At 41.3% G+C, this 23935-nt stretch carries 21 protein-coding genes, 5 tRNA genes, 2 riboswitches and 1 other annotated feature; of the genes, 3 read left to right on the forward strand and 23 right to left on the reverse strand.

The genetic code is table 11. The features are described 5' to 3' along the window. Positions 1 to 332 precede the first annotated feature (332 nt). The 4 genes from AN619_RS11095 to AN619_RS11110 form a co-directional block, all read right to left on the reverse strand. Entirely contained in the window at positions 333 to 1631 is a 1299-nt protein-coding gene (locus AN619_RS11095; protein WP_242867388.1) for an ABC transporter permease subunit, read from the reverse strand. Position 1632: 1 nt separating this feature from the next. After that, positions 1633 to 2676 carry an ABC transporter permease subunit gene (locus tag AN619_RS11100; RefSeq protein ID WP_068556990.1) on the reverse strand — a complete coding sequence of 348 codons (1044 nt, stop codon included), beginning with the start codon at positions 2674 to 2676 and terminating at the stop codon, positions 1633 to 1635. Between the two features lie 2 nt (positions 2677 to 2678). Continuing rightward, entirely contained in the window at positions 2679 to 4283 is a 1605-nt protein-coding gene (locus tag AN619_RS11105; RefSeq protein WP_330382080.1) for a sugar ABC transporter ATP-binding protein, read from the reverse strand. Positions 4284 to 4369: 86 nt separating this feature from the next. Continuing rightward, the gene (locus AN619_RS11110; RefSeq protein ID WP_068556992.1) at positions 4370 to 5527 is read right to left on the reverse strand and encodes a DUF3798 domain-containing protein; all 1158 of its coding nucleotides are present in this window, start codon (positions 5525 to 5527) and stop codon (positions 4370 to 4372) included. A 390-nt stretch (positions 5528 to 5917) separates the two neighbouring features. Here AN619_RS11110 and ftsH point away from each other — a divergent pair, with 390 nt between their 5' ends. Continuing rightward, positions 5918 to 7486, forward strand: a complete 1569-nt coding sequence (gene ftsH, locus AN619_RS11115; RefSeq protein WP_278279902.1) for an ATP-dependent zinc metalloprotease FtsH — start codon at positions 5918 to 5920, stop codon at positions 7484 to 7486. 43 nt (positions 7487 to 7529) lie between these two features. Here ftsH and thrS read toward each other — a convergent pair whose 3' ends face one another. The 19 genes from thrS to AN619_RS11210 all read right to left on the reverse strand — a co-directional run bounded on the left by thrS (position 7530) and on the right by AN619_RS11210 (position 21285). After that, complete coding sequence (gene thrS / locus AN619_RS11120) at positions 7530 to 9443, reverse strand: threonine--tRNA ligase (RefSeq protein ID WP_198153294.1); 1914 nt, start codon at positions 9441 to 9443, stop codon at positions 7530 to 7532. Between the two features lie 76 nt (positions 9444 to 9519). Next, positions 9520 to 9736 (reverse strand) — a binding site (T-box leader). A 62-nt stretch (positions 9737 to 9798) separates the two neighbouring features. Beyond that, the gene (locus AN619_RS11125) at positions 9799 to 10401 is read right to left on the reverse strand and encodes a DUF445 domain-containing protein (RefSeq protein WP_068556996.1); all 603 of its coding nucleotides are present in this window, start codon (positions 10399 to 10401) and stop codon (positions 9799 to 9801) included. Between the two features lie 307 nt (positions 10402 to 10708). Continuing rightward, a complete protein-coding gene (gene ytxC / locus AN619_RS11130) occupies positions 10709 to 11620 on the reverse strand; it encodes a putative sporulation protein YtxC (RefSeq protein ID WP_068556998.1) in 912 nt (303 codons plus the stop codon). An 81-nt stretch (positions 11621 to 11701) separates the two neighbouring features. Then, positions 11702 to 12466, reverse strand: a complete 765-nt coding sequence (locus tag AN619_RS11135) for a DUF6873 family GME fold protein (RefSeq protein ID WP_068557000.1) — start codon at positions 12464 to 12466, stop codon at positions 11702 to 11704. 132 nt (positions 12467 to 12598) lie between these two features. Then, a tRNA-Cys gene (locus AN619_RS11140) sits at positions 12599 to 12673 on the reverse strand. Between the two features lie 7 nt (positions 12674 to 12680). Beyond that, positions 12681 to 12755, reverse strand: a tRNA-Gly gene (locus tag AN619_RS11145). A 39-nt stretch (positions 12756 to 12794) separates the two neighbouring features. After that, positions 12795 to 12870, reverse strand: a tRNA-Phe gene (locus tag AN619_RS11150). A gap of 4 nt (positions 12871 to 12874) precedes the next feature. Further along, positions 12875 to 12951, reverse strand: a tRNA-Asp gene (locus AN619_RS11155). A 113-nt stretch (positions 12952 to 13064) separates the two neighbouring features. After that, positions 13065 to 13140, reverse strand: a tRNA-Val gene (locus AN619_RS11160). Between the two features lie 141 nt (positions 13141 to 13281). Beyond that, positions 13282 to 14169: an Hsp33 family molecular chaperone HslO gene (gene hslO / locus AN619_RS11165; RefSeq protein WP_068557002.1), complete on the reverse strand. Its 888-nt coding sequence runs from the start codon at positions 14167 to 14169 to the stop codon at positions 13282 to 13284. A gap of 137 nt (positions 14170 to 14306) precedes the next feature. After that, positions 14307 to 14507, reverse strand: coding sequence for a cold-shock protein (locus tag AN619_RS11170; RefSeq protein ID WP_068557004.1), 201 nt, complete (start codon positions 14505 to 14507; stop codon positions 14307 to 14309). A gap of 116 nt (positions 14508 to 14623) precedes the next feature. Continuing rightward, positions 14624 to 15397, reverse strand: coding sequence for a class I SAM-dependent DNA methyltransferase (locus AN619_RS11175; RefSeq protein ID WP_242867389.1), 774 nt, complete (start codon positions 15395 to 15397; stop codon positions 14624 to 14626). Between the two features lie 101 nt (positions 15398 to 15498). Next, positions 15499 to 15711 carry a small, acid-soluble spore protein, alpha/beta type gene (locus AN619_RS11180; RefSeq protein WP_068557006.1) on the reverse strand — a complete coding sequence of 71 codons (213 nt, stop codon included), beginning with the start codon at positions 15709 to 15711 and terminating at the stop codon, positions 15499 to 15501. A gap of 156 nt (positions 15712 to 15867) precedes the next feature. Next, entirely contained in the window at positions 15868 to 16602 is a 735-nt protein-coding gene (locus tag AN619_RS11185) for an ABC transporter ATP-binding protein (RefSeq protein ID WP_068557007.1), read from the reverse strand. A gap of 2 nt (positions 16603 to 16604) precedes the next feature. Next, positions 16605 to 17618 carry an ABC transporter substrate-binding protein gene (locus tag AN619_RS11190; RefSeq protein ID WP_068557009.1) on the reverse strand — a complete coding sequence of 338 codons (1014 nt, stop codon included), beginning with the start codon at positions 17616 to 17618 and terminating at the stop codon, positions 16605 to 16607. Then, the gene (locus AN619_RS11195; protein ID WP_068557011.1) at positions 17615 to 18406 is read right to left on the reverse strand and encodes an ABC transporter permease; all 792 of its coding nucleotides are present in this window, start codon (positions 18404 to 18406) and stop codon (positions 17615 to 17617) included. The genes AN619_RS11190 and AN619_RS11195 overlap by 4 nt, the downstream gene beginning before the upstream one ends. Next, positions 18378 to 18668 (reverse strand): MTH1187 family thiamine-binding protein, encoded by a 291-nt coding sequence (locus AN619_RS11200; protein WP_068557013.1) that lies wholly within the window; start codon positions 18666 to 18668, stop codon positions 18378 to 18380. Before AN619_RS11200 ends, AN619_RS11195 begins: the two co-directional genes overlap by 29 nt. 57 nt (positions 18669 to 18725) lie before the next feature. Beyond that, a riboswitch (TPP riboswitch) is annotated at positions 18726 to 18833 on the reverse strand. A 295-nt stretch (positions 18834 to 19128) separates the two neighbouring features. Further along, a complete protein-coding gene (locus AN619_RS11205; protein ID WP_068557015.1) occupies positions 19129 to 20100 on the reverse strand; it encodes a type II CAAX endopeptidase family protein in 972 nt (323 codons plus the stop codon). Between the two features lie 15 nt (positions 20101 to 20115). Then, positions 20116 to 21285: a M20 metallopeptidase family protein gene (locus AN619_RS11210; RefSeq protein ID WP_083525102.1), complete on the reverse strand. Its 1170-nt coding sequence runs from the start codon at positions 21283 to 21285 to the stop codon at positions 20116 to 20118. Positions 21286 to 21448: 163 nt separating this feature from the next. Further along, positions 21449 to 21640, forward strand: a riboswitch (Lysine riboswitch). A gap of 313 nt (positions 21641 to 21953) precedes the next feature. Here AN619_RS11210 and AN619_RS11215 point away from each other — a divergent pair. Together AN619_RS11215 and AN619_RS11220 are read left to right on the forward strand one after the other, a co-directional pair. After that, entirely contained in the window at positions 21954 to 22724 is a 771-nt protein-coding gene (locus AN619_RS11215) for a DeoR/GlpR family DNA-binding transcription regulator (protein ID WP_068557017.1), read from the forward strand. Positions 22725 to 22754: 30 nt separating this feature from the next. Then, positions 22755 to 23756 (forward strand): aspartate-semialdehyde dehydrogenase, encoded by a 1002-nt coding sequence (locus AN619_RS11220; RefSeq protein ID WP_068557019.1) that lies wholly within the window; start codon positions 22755 to 22757, stop codon positions 23754 to 23756. Positions 23757 to 23935: the final 179 nt, after the last annotated feature.

A 23935-nucleotide genomic window follows, 5' to 3' on the forward strand; every position in this document is an offset into this window, starting at 1 on the left:
GGGACTTTGCCTCCGGCTTCCTTCAGATTCCACCTCACGATGGACACCCTTGCCTTTGGCTAATGGTTCCCACTGCCAAGCCCATAGCGGACTTTCACCGCCAAGTTACTGCCCATGCCGGGCGCACGAAAAAGCGGATGCATAATACATCCGCTCCACAAGCCCAATCAAATGCTTACAATGTCAACCCCATAAGCAACAAGCTCATATTTACCTTACGAACTTCCGTTGTAAGGTGAGAAGCGGATCACTTCTACTTCATACCACGCATATAGTCTACCATTATCATGCCCATTTGTCAATGTCATTATCTTAAATTTTTTGTACCATGGCTATTTTGCCTTTTTCTTTGCCTGCACCTGTTGTTTCCATGCATGCAATCCTAAAGAAACCCCAATGACGCCGTAAGCAACAAAGGCTCTGAAATATTCTCCGATTTCTGCACTGCCCAACAGATTTTTACCGGCTAGTGGAGAAACGATAAACAAAGTATGGAACAGCAGGGTCCCCATAATGGCATGGCCAATGGTAGCCTTTGTCACGGAAGCCCCGCCGATTAATAAAGCTGCCACAGCAAACATACCCACCTGCTCATGGCTGCCATAGGTGTTCAGGGTTCCCAGGTTTTGGAGGAATATGATCTGTCCCCATCCTGCCAGAACAGTGGAAATGACGATGGCAATGACCCTCACCTTGTCCACATGAATCCCGGATACCTTCGCGATATGCATATCTTGTCCAACAGTCCTAAATTCTTGCCCTAATTTTGTCTTTACAATAAACACATTAAATAAACATAAAATACCGATCACGATAAAGGTGACCACAGGAATCATCACAATTTTATACATAGATTTGCTGTTCATCATGACATAGCCTGTAGCTGTCATAAGAATACCTAAGAGGATATATAGCGACAGCTTTAATTTATTTTTGATTTCATGCTTTTTTATCACATGCCTATAAGCAGTCATCCCGATCAGAATAAGCATATATAAGGATCCAAAGACAAAAAGAGTTTTAAACATATCCCACTTGATAATATTATCCAAGGAGTATTTGATTGCCAAGAGGTCAATAGTGTTTTTAATGCCTACACCGCCGCTCAATACCAATACCGGATTTTTCATGGGTATGATGGTTCCAATAAAGAACAGAAAAACCAATTGATATACGCCGTTGGCAAAGAAACCCAAAATCATACTGGTAATCATTTCTTGTCCCTTTGTTTTGTTCAGCAGTTTTCCCGTCAGATAGCCAAAGGCAACGGCAAATGGCGTGGATAAAATTACCGTAAGGAGCAACCCTGATAAGCCCTCGATTTGCCAGTGAATTACTGCAATAATGGCAATTTGTCCGGCCATGGCACCCAGCACGATGGCAAAATTCAATCCCATACCTGCCAATACAGGAATAATCAAAGCTAACACAACAAAGGCATTTCTTGCCAATCGTGTCACCAGTTCATTCATGATGAAAGGCACAGGCAGTTTTGAAAGCTTCACGCCAATGAGACACATGATGATAAATAAGATAGGAACCATGTTTTCGAATAATAAATGTTTGATATAAGCCCCCGTACTTTTTTGGTTGTTTTCTACACTTTGTGCTTTTGCATTCATTTCTACCATTTTATTCACCTCCGCCTGCTTGTGTCAATGCGTAAAGAATAATTCCATTGCTGACGATAATTCTGGCCACTTCTGAAAGGTTGCCCTCCGTAACCAACTTATTGGCAACGGGCAGTGCAATAGTGAGTAGGGCCTGGAATAAGAAAGTCCCTAGGATCACATGGCTGATTTTTGCGTTCTTAATAGATGCCCCACCGATCAATATGGCAGCCACCGGAGGAAAACCCATATAGAGGGGTGCCTGGTATAGCTGATAGAATCCAAAGCTTTGGGCATACACAATAATTCCGATGCCGCCGAGGATGGTAGAAAGAATTGTCCCGATCAATCTCGCCCTGTCTACATTGATTCCCGATGCCACCGCAAACCTCGGGTTATCTCCCGCTGCCTTCAATGCCACTCCCGTTTTGCTTCTCAAGAAGAGCCACATCACAAAACAGCACAGAAAGAAGAAAAGAATCAATCCCGTAGGAAATTCTACCCCGCCTATCTTGATCGCCCATAGTTTATTTAATATCTTGTCATATCTGGAAGTCAAAGCAATGGTGGTTCTCAATCCTTTTCCGGCAATAGGCCAAATAATCTCTCCATTTTTAAAGGGGAGCACCAACCATCCGATACACATGAGGGATACCGCTGAAAAACCCACATAAGTACCTACCATCATTTCCGATCCTTTGACCTTGTTCAGCAGCAAACCATAAAAATACCCTGCAGTCAAAGATATGGGAATAGAAATGAGCATCGCTGCAAAAATGGCCTTGAAACCTACAAGATTCATTTCAATACTGATAAGCCCCCCCAAAATGCCGCATATGATTCCCAAGGGCAAACCAAAGTTCATGCCTGTGCCGGATAGTATGCAGGGAACCATGGCTAAGGTCAGTACGCCATTCATTCCAAATCGAATCAAAGTATCTGTCGTCAATGAGCCCAATGGTAGCTGAAATGTAAAGGCTCCAAATACCAACGAAATTAAAAAACATATAATAATGATTCGTGGTATTCCAAGTTTTTGTACCATAGATTGGATTTTTTCTTTCATCTCTATACCGCCTCCTTGCTATGAACTTTTTTATATCCGCCAGCCATGGCCAAACCAAAGTCGGCATCACTGGCATCGGGGTCAAGGATACATTCAATCTTTCCCTCCGTAACAACGGCAATCCGATCACAGATAGATCGAAGCTCTCCCAATTCACTGGATGTCATGACAATAGTCATCCCAAATTCCCGGTTTAGTTTCACCAGCAAATCCAATACTAATTTTTTTGCCCCGATATCGATACCTCGGGTCGGCTCCGACACAAACAGTACGTTGGGTTCCATGGTCAATGCCCTGGCGATACAAACCTTTTGTTGATTTCCTCCACTTAATCGTCTAGTAATCTGCTGAGGACCCCGACAGCGGATATCCAAATCCTCAATCATCTTCACAGCATGCTCTCTGATTTTTCTTCCATCCATTTGATCAAAACATAAAAATCTTTTTAAAAACTTCTTTTTATTTTGCATGGCAGTAATGGCTATATTTAATTCAATGGATGTATCTAGCAGGAGGCCTACACCCCTTCTATCTTCTGAAACAAAGGCTAAACCGTTATTCAAAGATGCCTTTGGATTATTCAATTCAATTTTCTTTCCTGCAAGCTCCACTTCGCCCGTTGACGGATAAAGCCCCATGATGCCGTTGGCAATACCGATTTTCCCCTGTCCGGCCAGCCCTCCGATTCCGATGATCTCACCATTTTTGATATCCAAATCAATCCCTTTGACTTCCTCTCCAGGCATCATCACTTCCAGATTTCTTATCTTCATAATAATTTCTTCTTTTCGTTCACGGTCTACTTCTTTTTCTTTTTTCACTTTTTCAACTTTTCTTCCTACCATGAGCTCTGCCAGCTGCATGACGTTGGTTTCCTCTTTTTTCAAAGAGGCAACCAATTCACCATCCCTAAGAATTGTGATTTGATTGGCGACACTCATTACTTCATCCAGCCTGTGGGTAATAAACAGAATGGCAATCCCTGCAGCTGCAATTTTTTTCATGGCCTCCAACAGAGTATCCGCTTCACTTTCTGTCAATACTGCCGTAGGCTCATCAAAAACCAAAAGCTTTACATTGCTTTTATCGATTTCCCTGGCAATCTCTACAAACTGCATATAGCCTACAGGAAGCCCTGCTATCTTCATCCACTCGTCAATACCGATACCCAAGGTATCCAAAGCCTTTCTTGCATCTTTATTCATCTGTTCCATATCCAAACTCATGAGGCTTGAACCAAAAATTCTGCTAAAAACATTATGTTTCGTAATTTCCCGATTCAATTTGATATTTTCTGTAACTGTAAAGCCCGGAATCAGCATGAATTCTTGGTGCACCATACCAATGCCGATCTCCATGGCTTCCTTGGGAGATTTCAATTCCACCGGCTGTCCATCAAATACGACTTCTCCATTGAATCCGCCGGTAGAGTGAATCACAGGCATACCAAACAGGATATTCATCAGGGTGGATTTTCCAGCTCCGTTCTCTCCCAACAGTGCATGGATTTCTCCTGCTTTCACTGTTAAATTTACACCCTTAAGAACTTTATTACCAAAATACTCTTTTTCTATATTCTTCATTTCAAGTATTGTACTTGCTCCCACGGATTCGATACCTCCTCTGTGAATTTTATGACCATAATTAAAACTAGAATAAGGTTGCCGCCAAAACGGCAACCCTATCTCAGATCTTAGAATGTAATGTAGTCCGAAAGAACCATGAAGAAGTTGTCAAGTTTCTTACCACTGGTTTCACTGGTTAAAGTATCGACCTTCATATCAGCCTTTGCAACTTCCTTGAAAATCTTCACCAGCTCATCCTTATTTACCTTTTCAGCAAACTTGCCTTCTAAGTAAGCTTTTGCATACTCCACGCCGCCTTCAATGAACATCATATTCACAGGAACAGGCCATGTGGAAAATCTGCCTGTACCGCCTTTTTCTGCTACTTTGGCTTTGATTTGTTCAACGATATAAGCGATATCTCCTGCTTTGTCTTCAGGAATTTCGATTCCCAAAGCTCCCGGATATCCATGGTATGGGCTAGGACAGCATTGTTGTGGGAATAAAGCTCCTTGCTCTAAGGTTGCTTTAATCAGTGGCTCTTGCATTGCACAGTTTGTGCTGAAAAATGCAGTTTCTTTTCCTAATTCAGCAACTTTTCTCGGAACATCCTCCAAGATAAATTGTTGTGCTCCCGGAACACCCGCATCTCCTGTAGGGTCTGGCGCTGTGGCATCTACGAACTTAATGCCGTTCTTTTCACACTGCTCTCTGAAGATGTCTCTTCTCATGGCAAGCAATTGGTAGGACATGTGTCTTGGGAAAGAATAGTGAACAAATGTCTTTGCTCCCATCTTCTTCGCCTGCTCAATGATAGATACACCCATGCCCAGCTCATCGGCTTGAAGAACGATGTCCGCTTTAGAAGCGATCATATCCGGGTCTTCACCAGGTACGGCAGCAATAAAGAGTAAATCAGATCGAACTTCTCTGGCCTTATCGATTGCTGCCGACGTACCAGGAATTGCCTGACAAATTACAATGGCCTTCACATCTGGATCAGAAGCCATGCTCATTACATTTGCAATGGTTGTTTCTTGCTCTTTCATGAAGTTGTCAGGATATGTCTGGAGTACAATCATATCGCCATACTTTGCCTTCATTTTCTCTGCTGCTCTGAACTCTTCTTCATTTTGAGATACAGTACCGGTCATGATCCCAATTTTAAACTTGTTTTCTTCTTTTGCAGGCTCATTGGAAGCTGCGGGCTGCTGTTTTTGTCCGCAAGCAGCTAAGCTTACCAACATCAAAAGTGCTAGAATAATTGCGAAACTGCGTTTTAACATTTAGATTCCCCCCATTTAATAATTGTATATATTTTAGAGAAAGGATGAAGAAACATTTCATCCCTTCTGTAAAATCAATGCATGCTTACTTATACCAATATTATGCTGTACCTTTTCTATTCATGAACAAAGTTTGTTTCCTAAGCCTGTGGATAGAATAAATTCTTTTGTCATGAAAAAGTATATTCGATATTGGTCATAAAAATCCTTTAATTTTTTTGGATTTTTTTAAATATTTTCTATATTTTTTATTTTTTATATATGAACTAATTTATGTGTTGATTTTTTCAAAGTTTTATTTCTTGAAAAAAACATTAATTTTTTATATTTTTCTTATGACATTGGGCAAACTAAAAATACATGATAAAGGAAAGAAGGTGATGAAAAATCTTGAAAAATAGAAAAATCTCGATTTTATGCTTAAGCGGGATCATCCTTCTCAGTTTGTTGCTCCTAAGTTCCTATTTGGGAGACCCTCCTTCCATTCATCTAAGCAACATATTTCGGATTTTCCTGCTGTTAGCCTGCGGAAGTTTATTTGCCTTTTATATGAAATGGAACGATAGTTCTCCGGAATTGGAGCCTGTGCATATCAAAAGCGACAAAAAAGAAAATGATAAAAAAGGCGACAATCCCGACAGACCCCCTGTGCGCTTCAAGGATGTTGCCGGTCTTGAAGAAGTAAAAGAGGAGCTTGTAGAGATTATCGACTTTATCAATAATCCGGAAAAATATTATAAAATGGGCGCCAAAATTCCAAAGGGAATTCTATTTTACGGTCCCCCCGGAACAGGAAAAACCTTGCTCGCCCAAGCCATCGCCGGCGAAACAAACTCCGCTTTTTTCCCTGCCAGCGGCGCTGAGTTCGTGGAAAAATACGTGGGTGTAGGAGCAAAGCGGGTCAGAACCCTTTTTGAAAAGGCAAAAAAAGATGCACCCAGCGTGATCTTTATTGATGAAATAGATGCCATCGGTGCAAAGAGAAGTACAGAAAGCAATAACGAAAAGGACCAAACCCTAAACCAACTGTTGATCGAAATGGATGGTTTTCACTCCAATCAAACGGTAATTGTGGTAGGTGCCACCAATCGCTTGGATTTGCTGGACGAAGCCCTTTTACGGCCGGGGCGCTTTGACCGGCATATGTTTATTGGTAATCCCGACGTTCGGGCAAGGGAGGAGATTCTAAAGGTTCATATCCGAAACAAGCCCATCGATGGGAAGGTGGATATTAAAACCCTTGCCAAAAGAACCCATGGCATGTCCGGAGCCCATCTGTCCAATATTGCCAATGAGGCAGCCATTCTTGCGGTAAGAAACAATAAAAAAGTCATTGGCATTGAAGAATTCAACCAGGCCATCGAAAAGGTAATGGCGGGCCTCCAGAGAAAAAATGCTGTAGTCATGGAAAAAGAAAAAAGAATCGTCTCTTACCATGAGGCAGGTCATGCCCTAATAGGAAAGCTGTTAAATACAGATTTCATCGCAAAGGTTTCAATCATTCCCAGAGGAGAAGCCTTGGGCTATGTGATGTACGCGCCGGAAGAAGATCGATACCTTATGACAAAGAGTGAATTAAAAAACAAAGTAAAAGTTTTGCTCGGCGGCAGAGCAGCAGAAGAGATTATCTTTGGAGAAATCTCTACAGGTGCCCGAGACGATCTAAAAAAAGCAAATGCCATTGTCTATCAAATGGTCTGTGAATATGGCATGAGCAATTTGGGGAATAGAGTTTTTGAATCAAGCTTGGTAAAAAATTGCTACCCTATGATTGATCAGGAGATCAAACAGATTATTGATGAGTGCTATCAAGAAGCAGTGCAGCATTTGAAAAACAATCTGGATATTCTGGAAGAAGTAGCAAAAACCTTATACGATAAAGAAACGTTGACAGGCGAAGAATTTGAAGCTCTTATCAAAGACTCCCAAAAGAAAACCGCTTGCAGCCTGATCACATAAGAGAGTCGTTTTGGCAATCAAAACGACTCTCTTTTAATTCCTTTTATAGTACCTTTGTTCTAATTTCCTCCTGAATCATCTCGATAAAGGATTTTATGTCTTGGCTTCCAATCTCTCCCTTATCTCTGGAGCGTACAGAAATGTTATTCATCTCTACTTCTTTTTCTCCTACAATGATCATATAGGGTACCTTTTCCAATTGGGCTTCCCGGATTTTATAGCCGATTTTTTCATTTCTATCATCCAGTTCTACGCGGATATCCAAATCTTTCATCATTTCTGTCAGCTTGGCAGCATAATCCATGAATTTATCAGCAATGGGCAGCACTTTTACCTGCACAGGCGCCAACCAAACAGGAAATTTTCCTGCAAAATGTTCAATCAGGATACCGATAAATCTCTCGATACTTCCAAAGATCACCCTATGCACCATGACAGGCCTGTGCTTCTCTCCATCACTGCCTATATATGTCAAATCAAATCGTTGGGGCATTTGGAAATCCAACTGAATTGTCCCGCACTGCCATGTTCTTCCGATGCAATCTTCCAAATGAAAATCAATCTTTGGACCATAGAATGCACCATCCCCTTCGTTCACCTTATAGGAAAGACTCTTTTCTTCCAGAGCCTCCCTTAATGCATCTGTCGCCATCTCCCATTCTTCATCGCTACCCATGGAATTTTCCGGTCTTGTAGATAATTCTATATGATATTTAAATCCAAAAATATTATACACATAGTCTACAAAATCAATTACACCTTTGATTTCATCCTTAATTTGGGTCGGAAGCATAAAAATATGGGCATCATCCTGGGTAAAGCAACGAACCCTCATCAATCCGTGAAGAGCCCCCGACAACTCATGTCTGTGAACAAGGCCCAATTCACACATTCGAATGGGGAAATCCCTATAACTGTACATCTTTCTTTTGTATACAAGCATGGCTCCCGGACAGTTCATGGGCTTTACAGCAAAATCGGTTTCATCAATCTGGGTAAAGTACATATTTTCTTTGTAATGATCCCAGTGTCCTGACGTATGCCAGAGCTGCTCATTCAATATAATGGGTGTTTTTACCTCTTGGTAGCCCCTCTTCACATGGGCCTTTCGCCAGAAATCCTCCAAGATATTTCTTACCACCATTCCCTTCGGATGAAAGAAAGGGAATCCCGGTCCCTCTTCCTGGATACTGAACAAATCCAATTCCTTCCCTAATTTTCTATGATCTCTTTTTTTGGCTTCTTCTAATCGGTGAATATACTCTTCCAACATTTTTTGTTTTGGAAAGGATGTTCCATAAATTCTCTGGAGCATCTTATTTTTTTCGTCTCCACGCCAATAGGCTCCTGCTACACTTAGCAGTTTCAAAGCCTTTACAGGTTTTGTCGTAGGCAGATGGGGACCTGCACACAAGTCTACAAATTCACCCTGCCTGTAAAAGGAAATCACCGCATCCTTCGGCAGATTTTCAATTAATTCTACCTTGTAGACCTCTCCCCTCTCCTGCATAAATTTTATCGCTTCATTTCTCGGCAATTCAAATCTTTCGATGTCCAGATCCTCTTGAACAATTTTTTCCATTTCCTTTTCAATTTTCTCCAAATCCTCGTGGGTGAATCGATGTTCAGCATCAAAATCGTAATAGAATCCGTTTTCAATGGCAGGTCCGATGGCCAGCTTTGTTCCGGGGAACAATCGCAGGACAGCCTGGGCAAGAATGTGGGCACTGGTATGTCTGAAGACATCTTGTCCCTCCTCATCCTCAAACTTTAAAATATTTACTTCAGCATCTTCATGGACGGGGTATTTTAAATCTACAACCCTGTCGTTTACTTCTCCTCCCACCGCTTCCTTTGCCAGTCGGGGGCTAATACTTTCCGCAATCTCCAAGACAGTCGTCCCTTTGGGAAATTCCTTTACAGATCCATCTTTTAGTGTAACTTTGATTTGCTCCATAGATATACCTCCTCTATTTTAAATGTTCACCATTTCTTATACATTTAGAAAAAAAACTCCCATCCCTAAGCCATTGCTAAGGGACGAGAGGTTATTCCCGCGGTTCCACCCTAATTGATAAAATCCACTCTTCGGCATTAACGCTGCCGGTACGAACATCTTTTCATCCTAAGACTACTGGGATACAGCTCTGAGTTAGTTTTTCCTATAGCCATGTCAAAGGATGCTTTCAGCCGCGACATCCTCTCTCTGTTGACTGGGTGTATAGTACTCCGTCTCTTCATCGCCTTTTTTATATATGATTTTTTAAATATTATATGCATATTTTTTCCCCTTGTCAATCGTTTTATCCATTTTATATCAACAATAGCACCAACCCTTGCAAAATTCCTATGATAAAGCCAATAATCCCGCCCAGTATTTCAATATGTTTTAGTTCTTTCTGTGCAATGGCCAAAATAATGGATTCCAGTTTCTCAATTTCAAAGCGATTGATCTTCTCCTCAATCATTTGGGAGATCTTGATTTGGCCAGTTGCCTTGTGGATCATTTTCTCCGTCAGCTCCGTAATGGCTCCTTCTGCTTCCCGATCGATAATATCGTCAATATAGTCTAGAAGCATCATCTTGATAGCACTGGGAATAATGACAGGAAGCTTTTGCTCTGCAATTTTTTTAATTTTTCTCTTAATCCCAAAGATCATTTCCCTCTTATTTTCACTTTCAATAAATCTGTCAATGATTTCTTCAATCGAAATAAGCTCCGATTCTACAATCTCGCCGATACTTTTGGCCAATTCCGGCTTTCTCTTGGGAATCAGCCCCTGAAAGGTGAGATTCAATATAGAGATTCGTATAGGATTGAAAGGCCTGAAAATAAGTTTGATTGCCAACACATTGGTAAACCATCCAATGGCTGCTCCAACCAGTGCCAATATCATCAATTTTATCCAAAACAACGTAACTCACCTCGGATGATTGCCTTATGTTTCCTTCTACAGCATTCTTTCATCGGAAACAAGTATACCACAGGATTCGATTCCCTTCAACTTCTATGGACGACAATATACATCAAAAGAGTAGAGGCATCTCTACTCTCACACTGAAGACAAAGCAATAGAATATTTGGGAATCCTTGAGATTTCGGATTCGTCACGAATCAGCAAGCCGCTTTTTTCCTTATACTTTTATTCAGAAAATCGCCGCAGATCTGAGCAGGAAGCCAAATCTCAAGGGTTTATCTACAGACTGAGCGTAGAGGTATCTCTACTCTTCCTTTACATGCTGTACCAAAGTGCAGAAATCACATCCGCTGCATACATTGACACGATCGGAAAATACATTTTTTATTGTATTTATAATCTCTTTGTTGTGAATTTTTCCCGTAAAGTGTATAATAACTTTTTTCGGTGCTATGGTAATCAACGAACTGATGAGCAGATCATCATACCCTATGTCGCTATCCAGCATCTCTGCAGCCAGATCTTCCACATATTCATTGTTGATGCTCCTTTTTAGTTTATCAAATAAATGATATTTTCCATCCTCGTGAATAAGTACATGGATGATATCCATCTTGGCTTCCTGAATATCTACAAAATATCTTAAGAGCCTGATAAACTCATTGTATTCTTTCTCCATCAAAAAATCTTCTACAGCCTTATCTACGCTTTCTTCCAGCTCTGATACATAATTTTTTAATCGAAACCGGATAAATCCTTCCAAATGGATAAAATCGTTTTCTTTCAAATAATCCATCACCTGCTGAAGGATTTTGGCCTTCCTGCTGATGAGATAGCTAATCCCCCCATGATATTTGTATTCTTCATTTTTTAGCACATTTTCTAAATGGCCAAGAATATTTTCCCTTTCCTTGGGGCTAAAATAATAATACTGTTCCTGCAATATTTTATTTGCCAGCTTTATTTCCTCATGATGGATAATGATATCTGAAAAAGCATTGGCCAAGTAATGCTTAAATATATTCTGAAAATCTTTTTTTGTATAATTCTTTAAGGTAGATTCTATTAAATCGTAAGAAATACATTGGTTTTTACCAAGTTGATCAATGTGCTGCTCTACAACGATTCCTTCTCTTTTAAAATAGCTGATTTCTTTTTCTAATCTATCGCAAATATAATCCGATGTTTCACCAAGTACAACAGAAAGCAGGTACATCCTTTTCCACTCCTTTCTACGCTACTAGTAGTATATGTGTAATCAGAAGTGATATTCAAAATGGATGATAACATTTATTTCTTAAGATGCCATTTGTAATAAGGGCACAATAGAACCTATATCGGGCGGATAGTTTTCTGATAAAAATATGGGATTCATTTTATTTTCATCCAAAAATTTCATAATTCGCCCATAATCCGGATGGTGCCTCAAGTAGCCGGAAAATGCCAGCCTGTTTTTCCCCAGCAATCCGGAAATACCTCCTATAAATCCGTAATCAAGACCCGACAATGATATGTATCCCGGAGATATCAACAGTGCTTCAATTCCGTACCTTTCTACTGCCCTAGCGATGCCGGGATCAGCCGTAATGATGGCATGATCATTCACAATACATATAGAACATTTTGAATATCCTTGTTTTACATGAATCAACTCCACTTGATTTTCTTCCAGTAGTCTCAAAAGAACTTTGTCCGTATACTTCCAATTGTGGATGGCAAATTTTGAAAGTCTTGCTACATTATATGCAATATTCTGGGGATAGTTCCTCCCTAAAACAGTGTCCCCTTTCAAAGGATTGAATCCTAAAGAGAAAAAAGTATCCTTCATACAATTATAAACATTTGGCGCAATGACGATATCTTTGGATGTAACCGGATGCAACAGAATATCAGGATGGTAAGAAATCGCATCATACACTTCTTTGCAGCAGGTTGTTTTTACTATATGTATACCCATTCTTTTCAAATTATTCGTCAACACCGGGGAAGCTCTTCCATCCAAAACGACAGCAGTCACGTCTCTATTTGGCAAAAAAGGCGTATCTATATACCTTCCTTCCATATCCTTTCACCTCGCTTTTGCAAAACTTTTCAGGAAAGAAAATTAATAAATTTCAGCCTTTTATTTGAATACCCATATCATCTTCTATCCCAAATAAAAAAATCCTAGTTGTACTAGGATTCCATGTTTCATTGGAGGCGGCACCCAGATTCGAACTGGGGAATAAAGGTTTTGCAGACCTCTGCCTTACCACTTGGCTATGCCGCCAAATCATTGGAGCGGAAGACGGGATTCGAACCCGCGACCCTCGCCTTGGCAAGGCGATGCTCTACCTCTGAGCCACTTCCGCAAATGAAAATTTAGTTTTTTCCTCCCAGCCCTATTCCATTGGTGCCCAGAGGCGGAATCGAACCACCGACACGGGGATTTTCAGTCCCCTGCTCTACCGACTGAGCTATCTGGGCAAAATGGCGACCCGGAAGGGGCTCGAACCCTCGACCTCCAGCGTGACAGGCTGGCATTCTAACCGACTGAACTACCGGGCCAAAATGGATGCAATATGCCGGATGCGAAACAAGATGCAAGAATTAAAGATTGTCTTTGTAAGTTTTTAAGGTCTTTTCCTGCTTCTCGCTTCTCGCCTCTTGCTTCTAGATTGTGGTGGGCGCAATAGGGATCGAACCTATGACCCCCTGCTTGTAAGGCAGGTGCTCTCCCAGCTGAGCTATGCGCCCCAATCAACAAAACTGACAAAATATATAATACAACATTTTCTCAGTTTAGTCAATGTTAATTTTCGTATCTCTTCTCTTATTTTTCCTGTCATGCATGTATTTTTTGGAGGTTTTCTCCTTTTTAAGACCAATTTTTTATTTTTAATATTTTACCGCCTCTTCATATAGTTTTATCAGATGATTCCGGTCGAAATGATACTTGGTATTGCAAAAATGACACGTTAATTCTGCCTGACCATCCTCATCAATAATTTCTTTTAGATCCTTGGCGCCAATGCTAATCAATGCCTGCTCAAGCCTCTCCACGGAACAATCACAAAGCAGTGCAATTTCCTTTTTTTCCAAGATTTCCACATCAAATCCTTCCAAAACCATCTCCAATATCTCTTCGCCGCTTTTTTGGCTGTCAACCATCTGGGTGATGGGAGGAATTTGATTTAATTTGTCTTCAATCTTCTCAATCATCTCGTGGCTCACGCCCGGCAAAATTTGAATCATGAAACCGCCGCTTGCCTTTACAGTCCGGTCTCGGTCCACAAGCACACCTAAAGCCACAGCGGAAGGCTGCTGTTCCGAATAAGCAAAATATGCCGCAATATCTTCCGCAATTTCTCCGGAAACCAGTTCCAACTGTCCGATATAGGGTTCTTTGAGGCCAAGATCTTTGATGACGATGATTTTTCCTTCCCTTCCCACAGCTCCTCCCACATCCAGCTTTCCGTCCTTTCGCAAGGGCAGCTCTACATAGGGATTTGCCACATACCCCTTCACGTTTCCCTTTGAATCAGCCACCGCCAAAATTTGCTTTAACGGACCATTCCCTTTGATCTGAATAGAAATTTTATCCCTTTCACCCTTCTGCATAACACCCATGATTGCCGCAGCCGTCAGCGTCCTTCCCAAGGCTGCCGTTGCCACAGGGGTAGTATCATGAATTTGCCTGGCCCTTTCCACCAATTCTGTTGTAATTGCCGCAAAAGCCCGTATATTCTGATTTGCCGCCACGGCCCTTATCACATAGTTTTTCATTGGCCTTCTCTCCTCCTAGTGCAAATATTATACATATTATTATGCACAGATTGCTCCATATCTATAGGATGACGCCCCAATATAAAAGCCCTGATATGATTCAGGGCTTAGCTGCTACTCGTTTAGAACACTTTCGGTTATATTCTTGAAACGTTTGTAGCTTGAGGTCCTTTTTCTCCTTGAACTACTTCAAATTCAACCGTTTGACCTTCTTCTAACGTTTTGTAGCCATCCATATTGATAGCTGAGAAGTGGACGAATACGTCATCTCCATTTTCCCTTGAGATAAATCCGTACCCCTTTTCTGCGTTAAACCATTTTACTGTACCTTTTTCCATTGAAACAATCCTCCTAAAAAAAATCTAGCGTAAGCACTTCCTTACTCTTTAAAGTTTATCATAGGTGATAATTTCTGTCAAACCATAAAAATCGTCGATTTGTGAAAATGCTACAATTACTTTTGACAGACAAAATAGATCCTTTCACTTTCACCTGCAGGTGGATGAAAGGTAAAAGCATCAAATGTTTCTATTTTTCTGTAAGGAATTTTCCCTAGCATCCCCAAGATTTCATCCTCTGTATAGGCTCTTTGCCGATGGTTTTCCGTGTATTTTCTATATAATTTTCCTTCCCGAATGAAAAGGGTCAAATCAAAGTCGCAAATTCTTTTTTCTTCGTCAAAATAATTTTCCCAGATATAAGATACATCTCTGTAGTTCTCTGCAAAGGTGTTTTTTCCCAGTATATGGGATAACTTATAGTAGGAGCTGATGTCAAATATAAATAAGCCTCCCCTTTTCAGATGTTCATAAACCGATTGAAAAACATTTTGCAGATCATCGTCATGAAGAATATAATTGATGCCGTCGCAAACACATAATATGCAATCCAGCTCGTTGGGCAGCATCATTTCCCGCATATCCTGATGCAAATATACAACTTGCATGCCCAGATCAACAGCTTTTTCCTGGGCAACAGACAACATATCCTCCGATAGATCAGTGCCAATCACATGGTATCCCCTAAAGGCCAGCAAATTAGATATATTTCCGGTGCCGCAGGCCAATTCTGCAATATTTTTCGGCTTTGTTTCATATCTGTGAAAAATAGATTCTACATAATCTACCCATCCTTCATAATCAACATCCTCCATGAGCATATCATATACATATGCAAACCTGCTATAGGCTTCCATCCTATCTCCCCTTATATTGGCATAATTTTTCATAAATCTGCTCCAGAGCCTTTAATGTTATTATATCTCATTTTCCCGCCATAGAAAATGTGAAAAAAGAATCCCCGCCCCAAAAACAAAAGAGATAGCATCCACTATCCCTCTGTGCTTTGTTTTTGACCCAATTGTTTTTTCCTTACGGTAATCAATCCTCCGATGCGACCCGTTTCTTTCGCCGTTAGGCCCCCCCAGCCGAATTTCTCTACCTTATCCATGAGCCCTAACTCTGCGGCAATTTCATATTTCCATCGATCTTCTATGGTTTCGATTTTCTTTTTTCTGTTTTTTAGGCTGTTTTTCTTAGACAATTTCTACCCCTCCCCTCTTTTGTATTATGGGAAAAAGGAGCAACTTTTATACCCTTAGCTTAATTTTCTATCCTAGCAAAATCCTTCCGTTCCTTTACATAAAAAAATAAACCTGCAGAACCATTCTCCACAGGCTTATTTTTATTTGTAGCACACTTAAAGAATATTCAAAATGTCTTCCTTCAATTCGTTAAAGGTTTTCGATGTAAAGGTCTTTATATTGCGGGGTCGTGGAATATTTACATCAAAAACTGCCTTGACCTTTGCAGGCCTTTCCGAGAGGACATAAATCTTGTCTGATAGGAAAATGGCCTCATCGATGTCATGGGTGATGAATAAAATAGATGCATTTAAATTTTCCAGAACACGCAACAGCCAATGCTGCATATTTCTCTTGGTGATTGCATCAAGTCCTCCAAAGGGCTCATCCAAGAGCATAATGTCATTGGAAAACATATAGGTTCTTAGAAGGGCAGCCCGCTGCCGCATCCCCCCGGAAAGCTGGGCAGGATAATAATCTTCAAAACCCTGTAAGCCAAACAGCTCAAAATACGTCCCTGCCCTCCACCTTGCTTGTTTTTTCGGAAATCCCTTTAAAATCAAAGGAATCGATACATTATCCAATATGGTTTTCCAAGGCAGCAGCAGGTCTTTTTGATGCATATAGCTTACCCTGCCTGTTTTCCCGATGACATTTTCCCCTTCTATTTCCACAGTCCCTTCATCGGGTCTTATAAGTCCGGCAATGATATTAAACAATGTACTTTTCCCACTGCCGCTGGGCCCTAGGATACTTACAAACTGATTCTCTTCCAGAGTAATAGAAACATCTTCTAGGGTGACTAAATTGCCGAAACATTTTTTGATGCCAATTACTTCGACCTTTTTCATATCTACTCTACCGGCAAGAATTCATTGGTAAATGCTTTTTTTGCATCAAAGGGTCCCTCCAAAAGATTTCTATCACCCATCCATTTCCCATAAACCTCCCATATTTCTTCCTTCATCTCTCCCCATCTCGGGGCATCGGCCTGGTATTCTTTGGCTAGATATTTTTGACTGGCAATCACCATCTCCTCATCCAGTTCCGGTACATTCTTCAATAAATCCTTTCCCGCATCCTCAGGATTTTTGATGGCATATTGATAGCCTTTGGCCGTAGCTCGCAGGAATTTTCTTGTCAGTTCAGGATTTTGGTTCAATAAATCTTCATGGGCAATAATCACCGGCGTATAGAAATCCAAGGCAGGATCCAGATCCTGCAGCTTTATAAAATGCATAGGAAATTTCATCAGCTCGGCCCGTACCCCGTCCCAGCCGTAGTAGATCCACGAAAAATCCACATCCTTTTCTACACTGGTAAAGAAATCAGATGCCCCAATATTTACCATTTCCAGTTTGGAAAAATCTGCTCCTTCTTTTTCCATCAAAGCTTTTAACATCGCTTCTTCCATAGGCGAACCCCAACCGCCGTATCTTTTCCCTTCGAAATCCTTAGGAGATCGGATATTTTTGTTCACCGGCGAAGCAAATCCCGATGTATTGTGCTGGATAATGGCTGCAATGGCTTTTATCGGCAACGGCGTCGCGGCTGTCCTTGCATAGGTTACCTGCTCTTGATAGCTAATCCCGAATTCACCTTGTCCGGCAGCAATCAAATCTGCACTTCCTCCCTCCGTAGGCTGAATAATTTCCACTTCTAAACCTTCCTCAGCATAATAACCCTTCTCCTTTGCCACATACATCCCTGTATGATTGGTATTGGGTACCCAATCCAAAATTACGGTAACCTTTTGCAGTTCTTGGGCCGGCGCTTTCTTTGGCTCCTCTGCCGGCTTCGGTGTACAGCCTAACAAAGAACCTGTAATCAAAACCGTTGTCAGCAACAAACCTAAAAATTTCTTCATGAATCATATTCCTCCTCACTTTGTTGAAACATATATTTTTTCCAAGGGACCAAACGGATCTCCATCCAACGAATGATGCCCAGGAGCAGCAAACTCAAAGCTGTAATGACAAGAATGGCAGCAAAAACCTTATCCGTAGCGAAAGAATGGCGGACACGAATCATGTACAAACCCAGACCCTTTTTTCCTCCTACCCACTCTCCGATCACTGCTCCCATGATGCTATAGGTTCCCGCGATCTTTAACCCTGAGAAAAAACCAGGCATGGCCGCCGGAAATTTTGCCAGGCGGTAAATTTGATATTTTTTTGCACCCATGGACCGCAGTAAATTCAAAAGTTCCTGATCTACGGAGGCCAATCCTTCCAACAGACTGATGGTTATAGGAAAAAAACATACCAATATAACGATAATGATCTTAGGTAAATAACCATAACCAAACCAGATAAGAAACAAGGGCGCCAAAGTAATCATAGGAACGGTTTGGGAAGTAATCATCATGGGATATAGGGTTTTTCTCATCATCGGCATCATATCCATTAATACCGACACAACCACAGCCACAGCAATGGAAATCAGAAACCCTGCCACGGCTTCAAAGGAGGTAATGAGTATATGTTCCCCCATCAATGAAAAATTTGTTACCAGGGTATGTATGATTTTTGTGGGTGCAGGCAATAGATTGGGTTGAACAAATCCTTTTCGAGCCATTCCTTCCCAGATGGCAAGCAAAATACTTGTAAAACCGATAGGCAACAACCTATTCCCTATACTTTGCAATTTTTTCATCCATTGTCACGCCCTCTGGCTTATAGTCGATTTTAATGATGGACATTACCCTCGTAGCCCCTTCTCGAATGCAAACTTCTTGGGCTTTTTTCACAATTTCAAGCAGCTCATCCAATTCACCCTCAATGGTCGTTTCCATAGGTCCTACTTCATATTTCAAGCCGGAAGCTTGTATCAGCTTGATGACTTCATCGACTACAGGGTAAATCCGTTCATCGGGAACCCTTGGCAGCACTTGAAGGCTTAAATTTACATGGGCCATATTTCATCCTCCTTAGTAATATACCCTATATCCCAACGGGATATAGGGTACCATCATGTTCATCCATATATTTTTCCCTCCGCTGGCATTATCCAGATCAGGTTATGGGTCGGAGCAGAATAGCTCCCTCTCAGCCAAATTCATTTAGCTCCCCTTTTCCTATTCATTTGTTTTGTATTCATTATAATATAATATTTCCTCTCCGTCAAAAACTTTCAAAAACTGCGAAAAAAAAGGAAAAATGAAAGACTATCGGGACAATTCGACGAAAGCCTTCATCCCTTTGGAATTTTTAAATATTCTTCATAATTTCAATAAATGATTGATTTCTATCCTTGAACGTGGTAATCTTTTAATGTTGTTGCAATATCAATACTATTTTCCCACTCCCCCTTTAATATATTATATATAAAGGATTGGGGTCCTGCCGCAGGCAGGACCATTTTCTTTTTTATCGAATCTAAGAAATCTGTCGGATTTGCAGATATCCTACCACAAAGAACAGGGCCAAGGTCAGAAATACAGGTATAAAAGCAACAAGGGAAATTTTATGTTTTCCAGTCTCTTCCCCGTTTGCTTCCTCATCCATCAGTCTTTCTTCTTCTTTGCTATGCTGGCTTCCCTCCGTATCCTTGATGATCACCCTTAACAACATATAGGCAACCCCCCCTGAAAGCACTGCCCCCATGCCCACGATAACGGTCGCAGCCGCTAATTGCAGGGCATCGGGCATCCCCTGCTGTCCCATAGCAAAATCCCCTCCCGCGAGCTTCCGATTGAGCATATTCAGCAAAAAACCCAGGGTCACTGCCAGACCGTTATTCGTCATGTGTCCTACGATTCCCGCAAAAATGGAATCGGTCCTACAAACTAGATATCCGAAAATCAATCCCAAAACGATAGGTCCTAATAAATTCTGCAAATTAAAATGAAAAACGCCAAACAAAACCGCCGTAAGGACAATGGCATTTTCCTTCCCCAATCTTTCATAGCCCTTCATCAGAAGCCCCCGAAAGAACACCTCTTCACAAATTCCCGCTGACGCAGCAATAATCAGCATCAGCACCACATACTCCTGAAAACTGTCGGCCGTAGGGATAGGTGGCCGTTCCAGCTTTCCTAAGGTGCTTAGAATTGTCATGGCAATAAGATTAAAAAACAACGCCACTGGGTAGCTTAGGATGGTAATGCATACAATCAGAAAACCATGCTTGATACTTATGGAATTGAATCGCAATACCTCCCTCAGACTTTCTCTCTTCATTTTTATATAGAGGATTGCCGGCAGCAAAACAAGGATATATTCGGTAATCATCAGCCCCGATTTTATTTCCCTGTATTGGACATAAGAACCGACGGTCAACAGCAGCAGTGCTACAACAAAATAAAGTATATTTACCCCTAAAATATCTATTCCCTTTTTTTTCTTCAATCGATTCACCCTTTCTTACGCTTCCATGGCTTCTACCAGCTTCATATAATTTACGTAGGCCTGGATTCCTGTTAAAAGTATATCCTCATGAAAAGAAAAATAACAACTGTGCAAAGGATGGACATATCCCGCCGCTTCATTTCTAGTCCCCAAGAAAAAGAACAGTCCCGGCACTTTCTTCTGAAAGTAGGAAAAATCTTCAGCAATCATTTGGGGTGCAATCATATCCATATTTTCTTCGCCCACAGCCGCCTTTAGCTGCTTATACATTTCCTCGTGATTCCATACCGCTGGATACATATCCCTAAAAATAATCTCGATCCTGCATTGATAGGACAAGGCCATTCCGTCGGCAATTTCCTTCATCCGATGCTGAATTCTCCGGAAGGTCTCCTCGGAAAAGGCACGAATCGTCCCTTCCAGCACTACTTCCCCCGCAATAATATTTCTCCGTTCCCCTCCCCACATTTTGCCGATGGTCAATACGGCACCTTCCACAGGATCAATGTTTCTGCTGATGATCGATTGATAGGCCATAATGAGATTCGCCGCCACCACAACGCCGTCAATGGCCTTATGGGGGATGGCGCCATGGCCGCTTTGGGCCGTAATTTTGATGTCAAACTCTCCTGTTTGTGCCATCAAAGGACCGGGCCTGCAGGCCAGCTTTCCTTCCGGAACCTCTGGAAAAACATGAAGGCCCATCACCTTATCAATCTGAAACTTGCTGATAATTCCTTCTTCGATCATCGGTGCTGCTCCTCCGGGGCCTTCTTCGGCCGGTTGGAACAAAAACACGACATTCCATTTTACTTTTTCCCTATTTTCCGAAAGATATTTTGCAAATCCCAACAGAATAGCCATGTGGGCATCATGGCCGCAGGCATGCATCATCCCCTTGTGGATAGACTGAAAGGGCAGATTGGTTTTCTCTTCTACAGACAGGGCATCCATATCTGCCCGGAAGGCTATGGTTTGATCTCCGACGGTACCCTTGAAATACCCGATCACCCCTGTCTTAGCTATTCCCTCATAGACTTCTATGCCGTATTCTCTTAATTTTCCCGCCACAAAAGCACTGGTCTTATACTCCTCAAATCCGCCCTCCGGAATTTGATGCAGCATCCTCCTGGTTTGTATAATTTCTTCCTTTAAAGCCAACAATTCTTCTTCTATTTTGATCATATACTTTTCACCCCTACCTAGTATCTACCACATCTCATAAATTCATTGTATCCTTTTTCCGGTCCTGAGAAAAGAAAAAAATTCTCCATTCTTTGTTGACATATCCTATCGTTTGTGTTAAGATACACTCAATTGAATAAACCTTTACAATTCAACGAAATGGTTGTGTCTTAGAGGTTGCGATCGACAAAAAGTACTTCGAAGCTAGGCATAGGGAGTCGTTATGCTTCAAGGAAAGGTGTCTTCGCCGAAGCAGATATTCTTCCCTTGGAATATCCTGCTGGGACTATGCTGAATAAGTATAGGACTGTCATCGATAAATCACCCAGTTTATCGATGAAGCGCTACTACACACAGGGTGAAAGTTGTATTCTATTGACGTTTCCAAAACGGCAAAAGGTACCTTTTACTCTTTTGTCGTTTTTTTATTTTCCCCTTCTCTCTTTCGTTGTGGGCTTCATTTTCGTGGCCCATGTCCTGCAAAGCACACTATCATATATGAATCTCCTGCAGGAATATAATATAAAATAAACATAGCCAATCTTTGGAAAAAAACTATTTGCAAATCATAGAGAATATGATAAGATAAATGTAACCAAAACATTGTAATTAAATTATAATAATATTAGCAAAAATTAATCATATTATAGAATATGGGGGCATAAGACTTGATTACGGAAGAGAGAAGAAAAAAGATATTGGAATTGGTTGAAAAAGAAGGTATTGTCAATCTGCAGCAACTTACAGAAGCCTTTCATGTGTCGATCTACACCATCCGGAGGGATCTTACAGATTTAGAAGAGAAAGGTTTGCTGAAAAAAACCCACGGTGGCGCTGTCCGCATCGAAAAGACCAAATGGATTCCAACGATGGAGGAAGGTAAGAACGAAGCCCTGGAAGAAAAAAAACTGATTGCTGCAAAGGCAGCACAATTTGTGGAAAACGGAGACACCATTATGCTCATGGGAAGTACTATCGGTTTGCTAATGATTCCCATGCTGAGGGAAAAAAACATCACCATCGTCACTAATTCCTTGAATATTGCCAAAGAGCTATCTATTCTGGAAACAATCGAAACAATCATAATTGGTGGACGCATCAAAAACTATAAAGGAAATATCTTGGGTTCCCGAGCAGTCAATGAGCTCCGAAACTACCACTTCGACAAGGCATTTATTCCATGCGCCGGAATCAAAGAAGATTTTGGCATCAGCACTTCCACCATCGACAGTGCGGATTTTCTCAAAACCCTCTTGGACTGCACCCGGCAAAACATCGTGGTAGCCGATTATAGAAAAATTGGTCGGGTTACCTTTGCAAAGGTGGGCGATTTGGAAAAAATTGATATGCTTATTACCGATGAAAAGGCAAACAAAGATGAATTGCACCGTATTTCGAGACGCGGTATTCTAGTTGAATTGGCAAAGAAAATTTTATAGAAATCCCAAAAGACTGAGGAGGTTAAAAACATGAAAAAAATCAATCTTGCTGTCGTTGGCGCAACAGGGATGGTCGGAAGAACCTTTTTGAAAGTACTGGAAGAAAGAGATTTTCCCTATGAAAATCTGTATCTTTTCGCCTCTGCCAAATCCGCTGGTGAAAAAGTTACTTGCAAAGGAATTGAATACGTGGTAGAAGAACTAACGGAGGCAAGCTTCGACAGGGATATTGATATCGCACTGTTTTCTGCAGGAGGGGATATCAGCAAAAAATTTGCCCCTATCGCTGCTTCAAAGGGAGTCATCGTGGTAGACAACAGCAGTGCATGGAGAATGGAAAAGGATGTCCCTCTGGTGGTGCCGGAGGTAAACCCCCAAGATATCCAATGGAATAAAGGAATTATTGCAAATCCCAACTGCTCTACCATACAGGCTGTCGTAGCTTTGAAGCCTCTCCATGACCGATATCATATCAAAAGAATCATATATTCTACGTACCAATCTGTTTCTGGAACCGGTGTCAAAGGAGTACGGGATTTGGAAGAAGGTTTGAAGGGAAATGATATTCTATCGGCATATCCTCACCCGATTGCCAATAACTGCCTGCCCCATATTGACGTCTTCTTAGAAAACGGGTATACGAAAGAAGAAATGAAAATGATTGAAGAAACAAAGAAAATTCTTGGAAATTACGGTCTAAAGATCACAGCTACTACCGTTCGTGTACCCGTATTCAACAGTCATAGTGAATCCATCAACGTGGAGTTGGAAAAACCCTTTGATTTGGATGAGGTTCGAGAAATTTTGGCAAAGAGCCCAGGCGTCGTCGTGGAAGATGATCCATCCTCCAATGTATATCCTCTAGCACGAAGGGCTGCAGGTACTGATGCCGTCTACGTAGGAAGAATTCGCAGGGATTACAGCATAGAAAACGGGTTGAATCTATGGGTAGTAGCCGATAATATTCGCAAAGGGGCAGCCACTAATGCAGTGCAAATTGCCGAAATCGTAGCCGGCTCTCTCAAAAAATAAAACAGGGCATGGGCAAAATGTCAAAAATTCCATGGCAATGATTGTATGAAATTCTTAGAGTAAAATTATAGTTGGCAAATAAAATAGGCTACCGGTTTAGGGTAGCCTGGAGCACAATCATCCTGTATAATATTAATTATCCCAAAAAACAAATACAGGGTGGTGACTATGCTCAATAA

This window comes from Thermotalea metallivorans (assembly GCF_001562415.1).
Lineage (GTDB): Bacteria > Bacillota > Clostridia > Peptostreptococcales > Thermotaleaceae > Thermotalea > Thermotalea metallivorans.

Bases quoted from the DNA above. Each gene is read 5' to 3' on its own strand.
- AN619_RS11190 (WP_068557009.1), bottom strand. From the start codon at position 17,618: ATGAAGAAATTTTTAGGTTTGTTGCTGACAACGGTTTTGATTACAGGT.
- AN619_RS11200 (WP_068557013.1), bottom strand. From the start codon at position 18,668: ATGGCCCATGTAAATTTAAGCCTTCAAGTGCTGCCAAGGGTTCCCGAT.
- hslO (WP_068557002.1), bottom strand. From the start codon at position 14,169: ATGAAAAACTATGTGATAAGGGCCGTGGCGGCAAATCAGAATATACGG.
- AN619_RS11220 (WP_068557019.1), top strand. From the start codon at position 22,755: ATGAAAAAAATCAATCTTGCTGTCGTTGGCGCAACAGGGATGGTCGGA.
- AN619_RS11110 (WP_068556992.1), bottom strand. From the start codon at position 5,527: ATGTTAAAACGCAGTTTCGCAATTATTCTAGCACTTTTGATGTTGGTA.
- AN619_RS11175 (WP_242867389.1), bottom strand. From the start codon at position 15,397: ATGAAAAATTATGCCAATATAAGGGGAGATAGGATGGAAGCCTATAGC.
- AN619_RS11095 (WP_242867388.1), bottom strand. From the start codon at position 1,631: ATGGTAGAAATGAATGCAAAAGCACAAAGTGTAGAAAACAACCAAAAA.
- AN619_RS11210 (WP_083525102.1), bottom strand. From the start codon at position 21,285: ATGATCAAAATAGAAGAAGAATTGTTGGCTTTAAAGGAAGAAATTATA.
- AN619_RS11195 (WP_068557011.1), bottom strand. From the start codon at position 18,406: ATGAAAAAATTGCAAAGTATAGGGAATAGGTTGTTGCCTATCGGTTTT.
- AN619_RS11185 (WP_068557007.1), bottom strand. From the start codon at position 16,602: ATGAAAAAGGTCGAAGTAATTGGCATCAAAAAATGTTTCGGCAATTTA.
- AN619_RS11135 (WP_068557000.1), bottom strand. From the start codon at position 12,466: ATGGAAGGAAGGTATATAGATACGCCTTTTTTGCCAAATAGAGACGTG.
- AN619_RS11170 (WP_068557004.1), bottom strand. From the start codon at position 14,507: ATGGAAAAAGGTACAGTAAAATGGTTTAACGCAGAAAAGGGGTACGGA.
- AN619_RS11100 (WP_068556990.1), bottom strand. From the start codon at position 2,676: ATGAAAGAAAAAATCCAATCTATGGTACAAAAACTTGGAATACCACGA.
- thrS (WP_198153294.1), bottom strand. From the start codon at position 9,443: ATGGAGCAAATCAAAGTTACACTAAAAGATGGATCTGTAAAGGAATTT.
- ytxC (WP_068556998.1), bottom strand. From the start codon at position 11,620: ATGTACCTGCTTTCTGTTGTACTTGGTGAAACATCGGATTATATTTGC.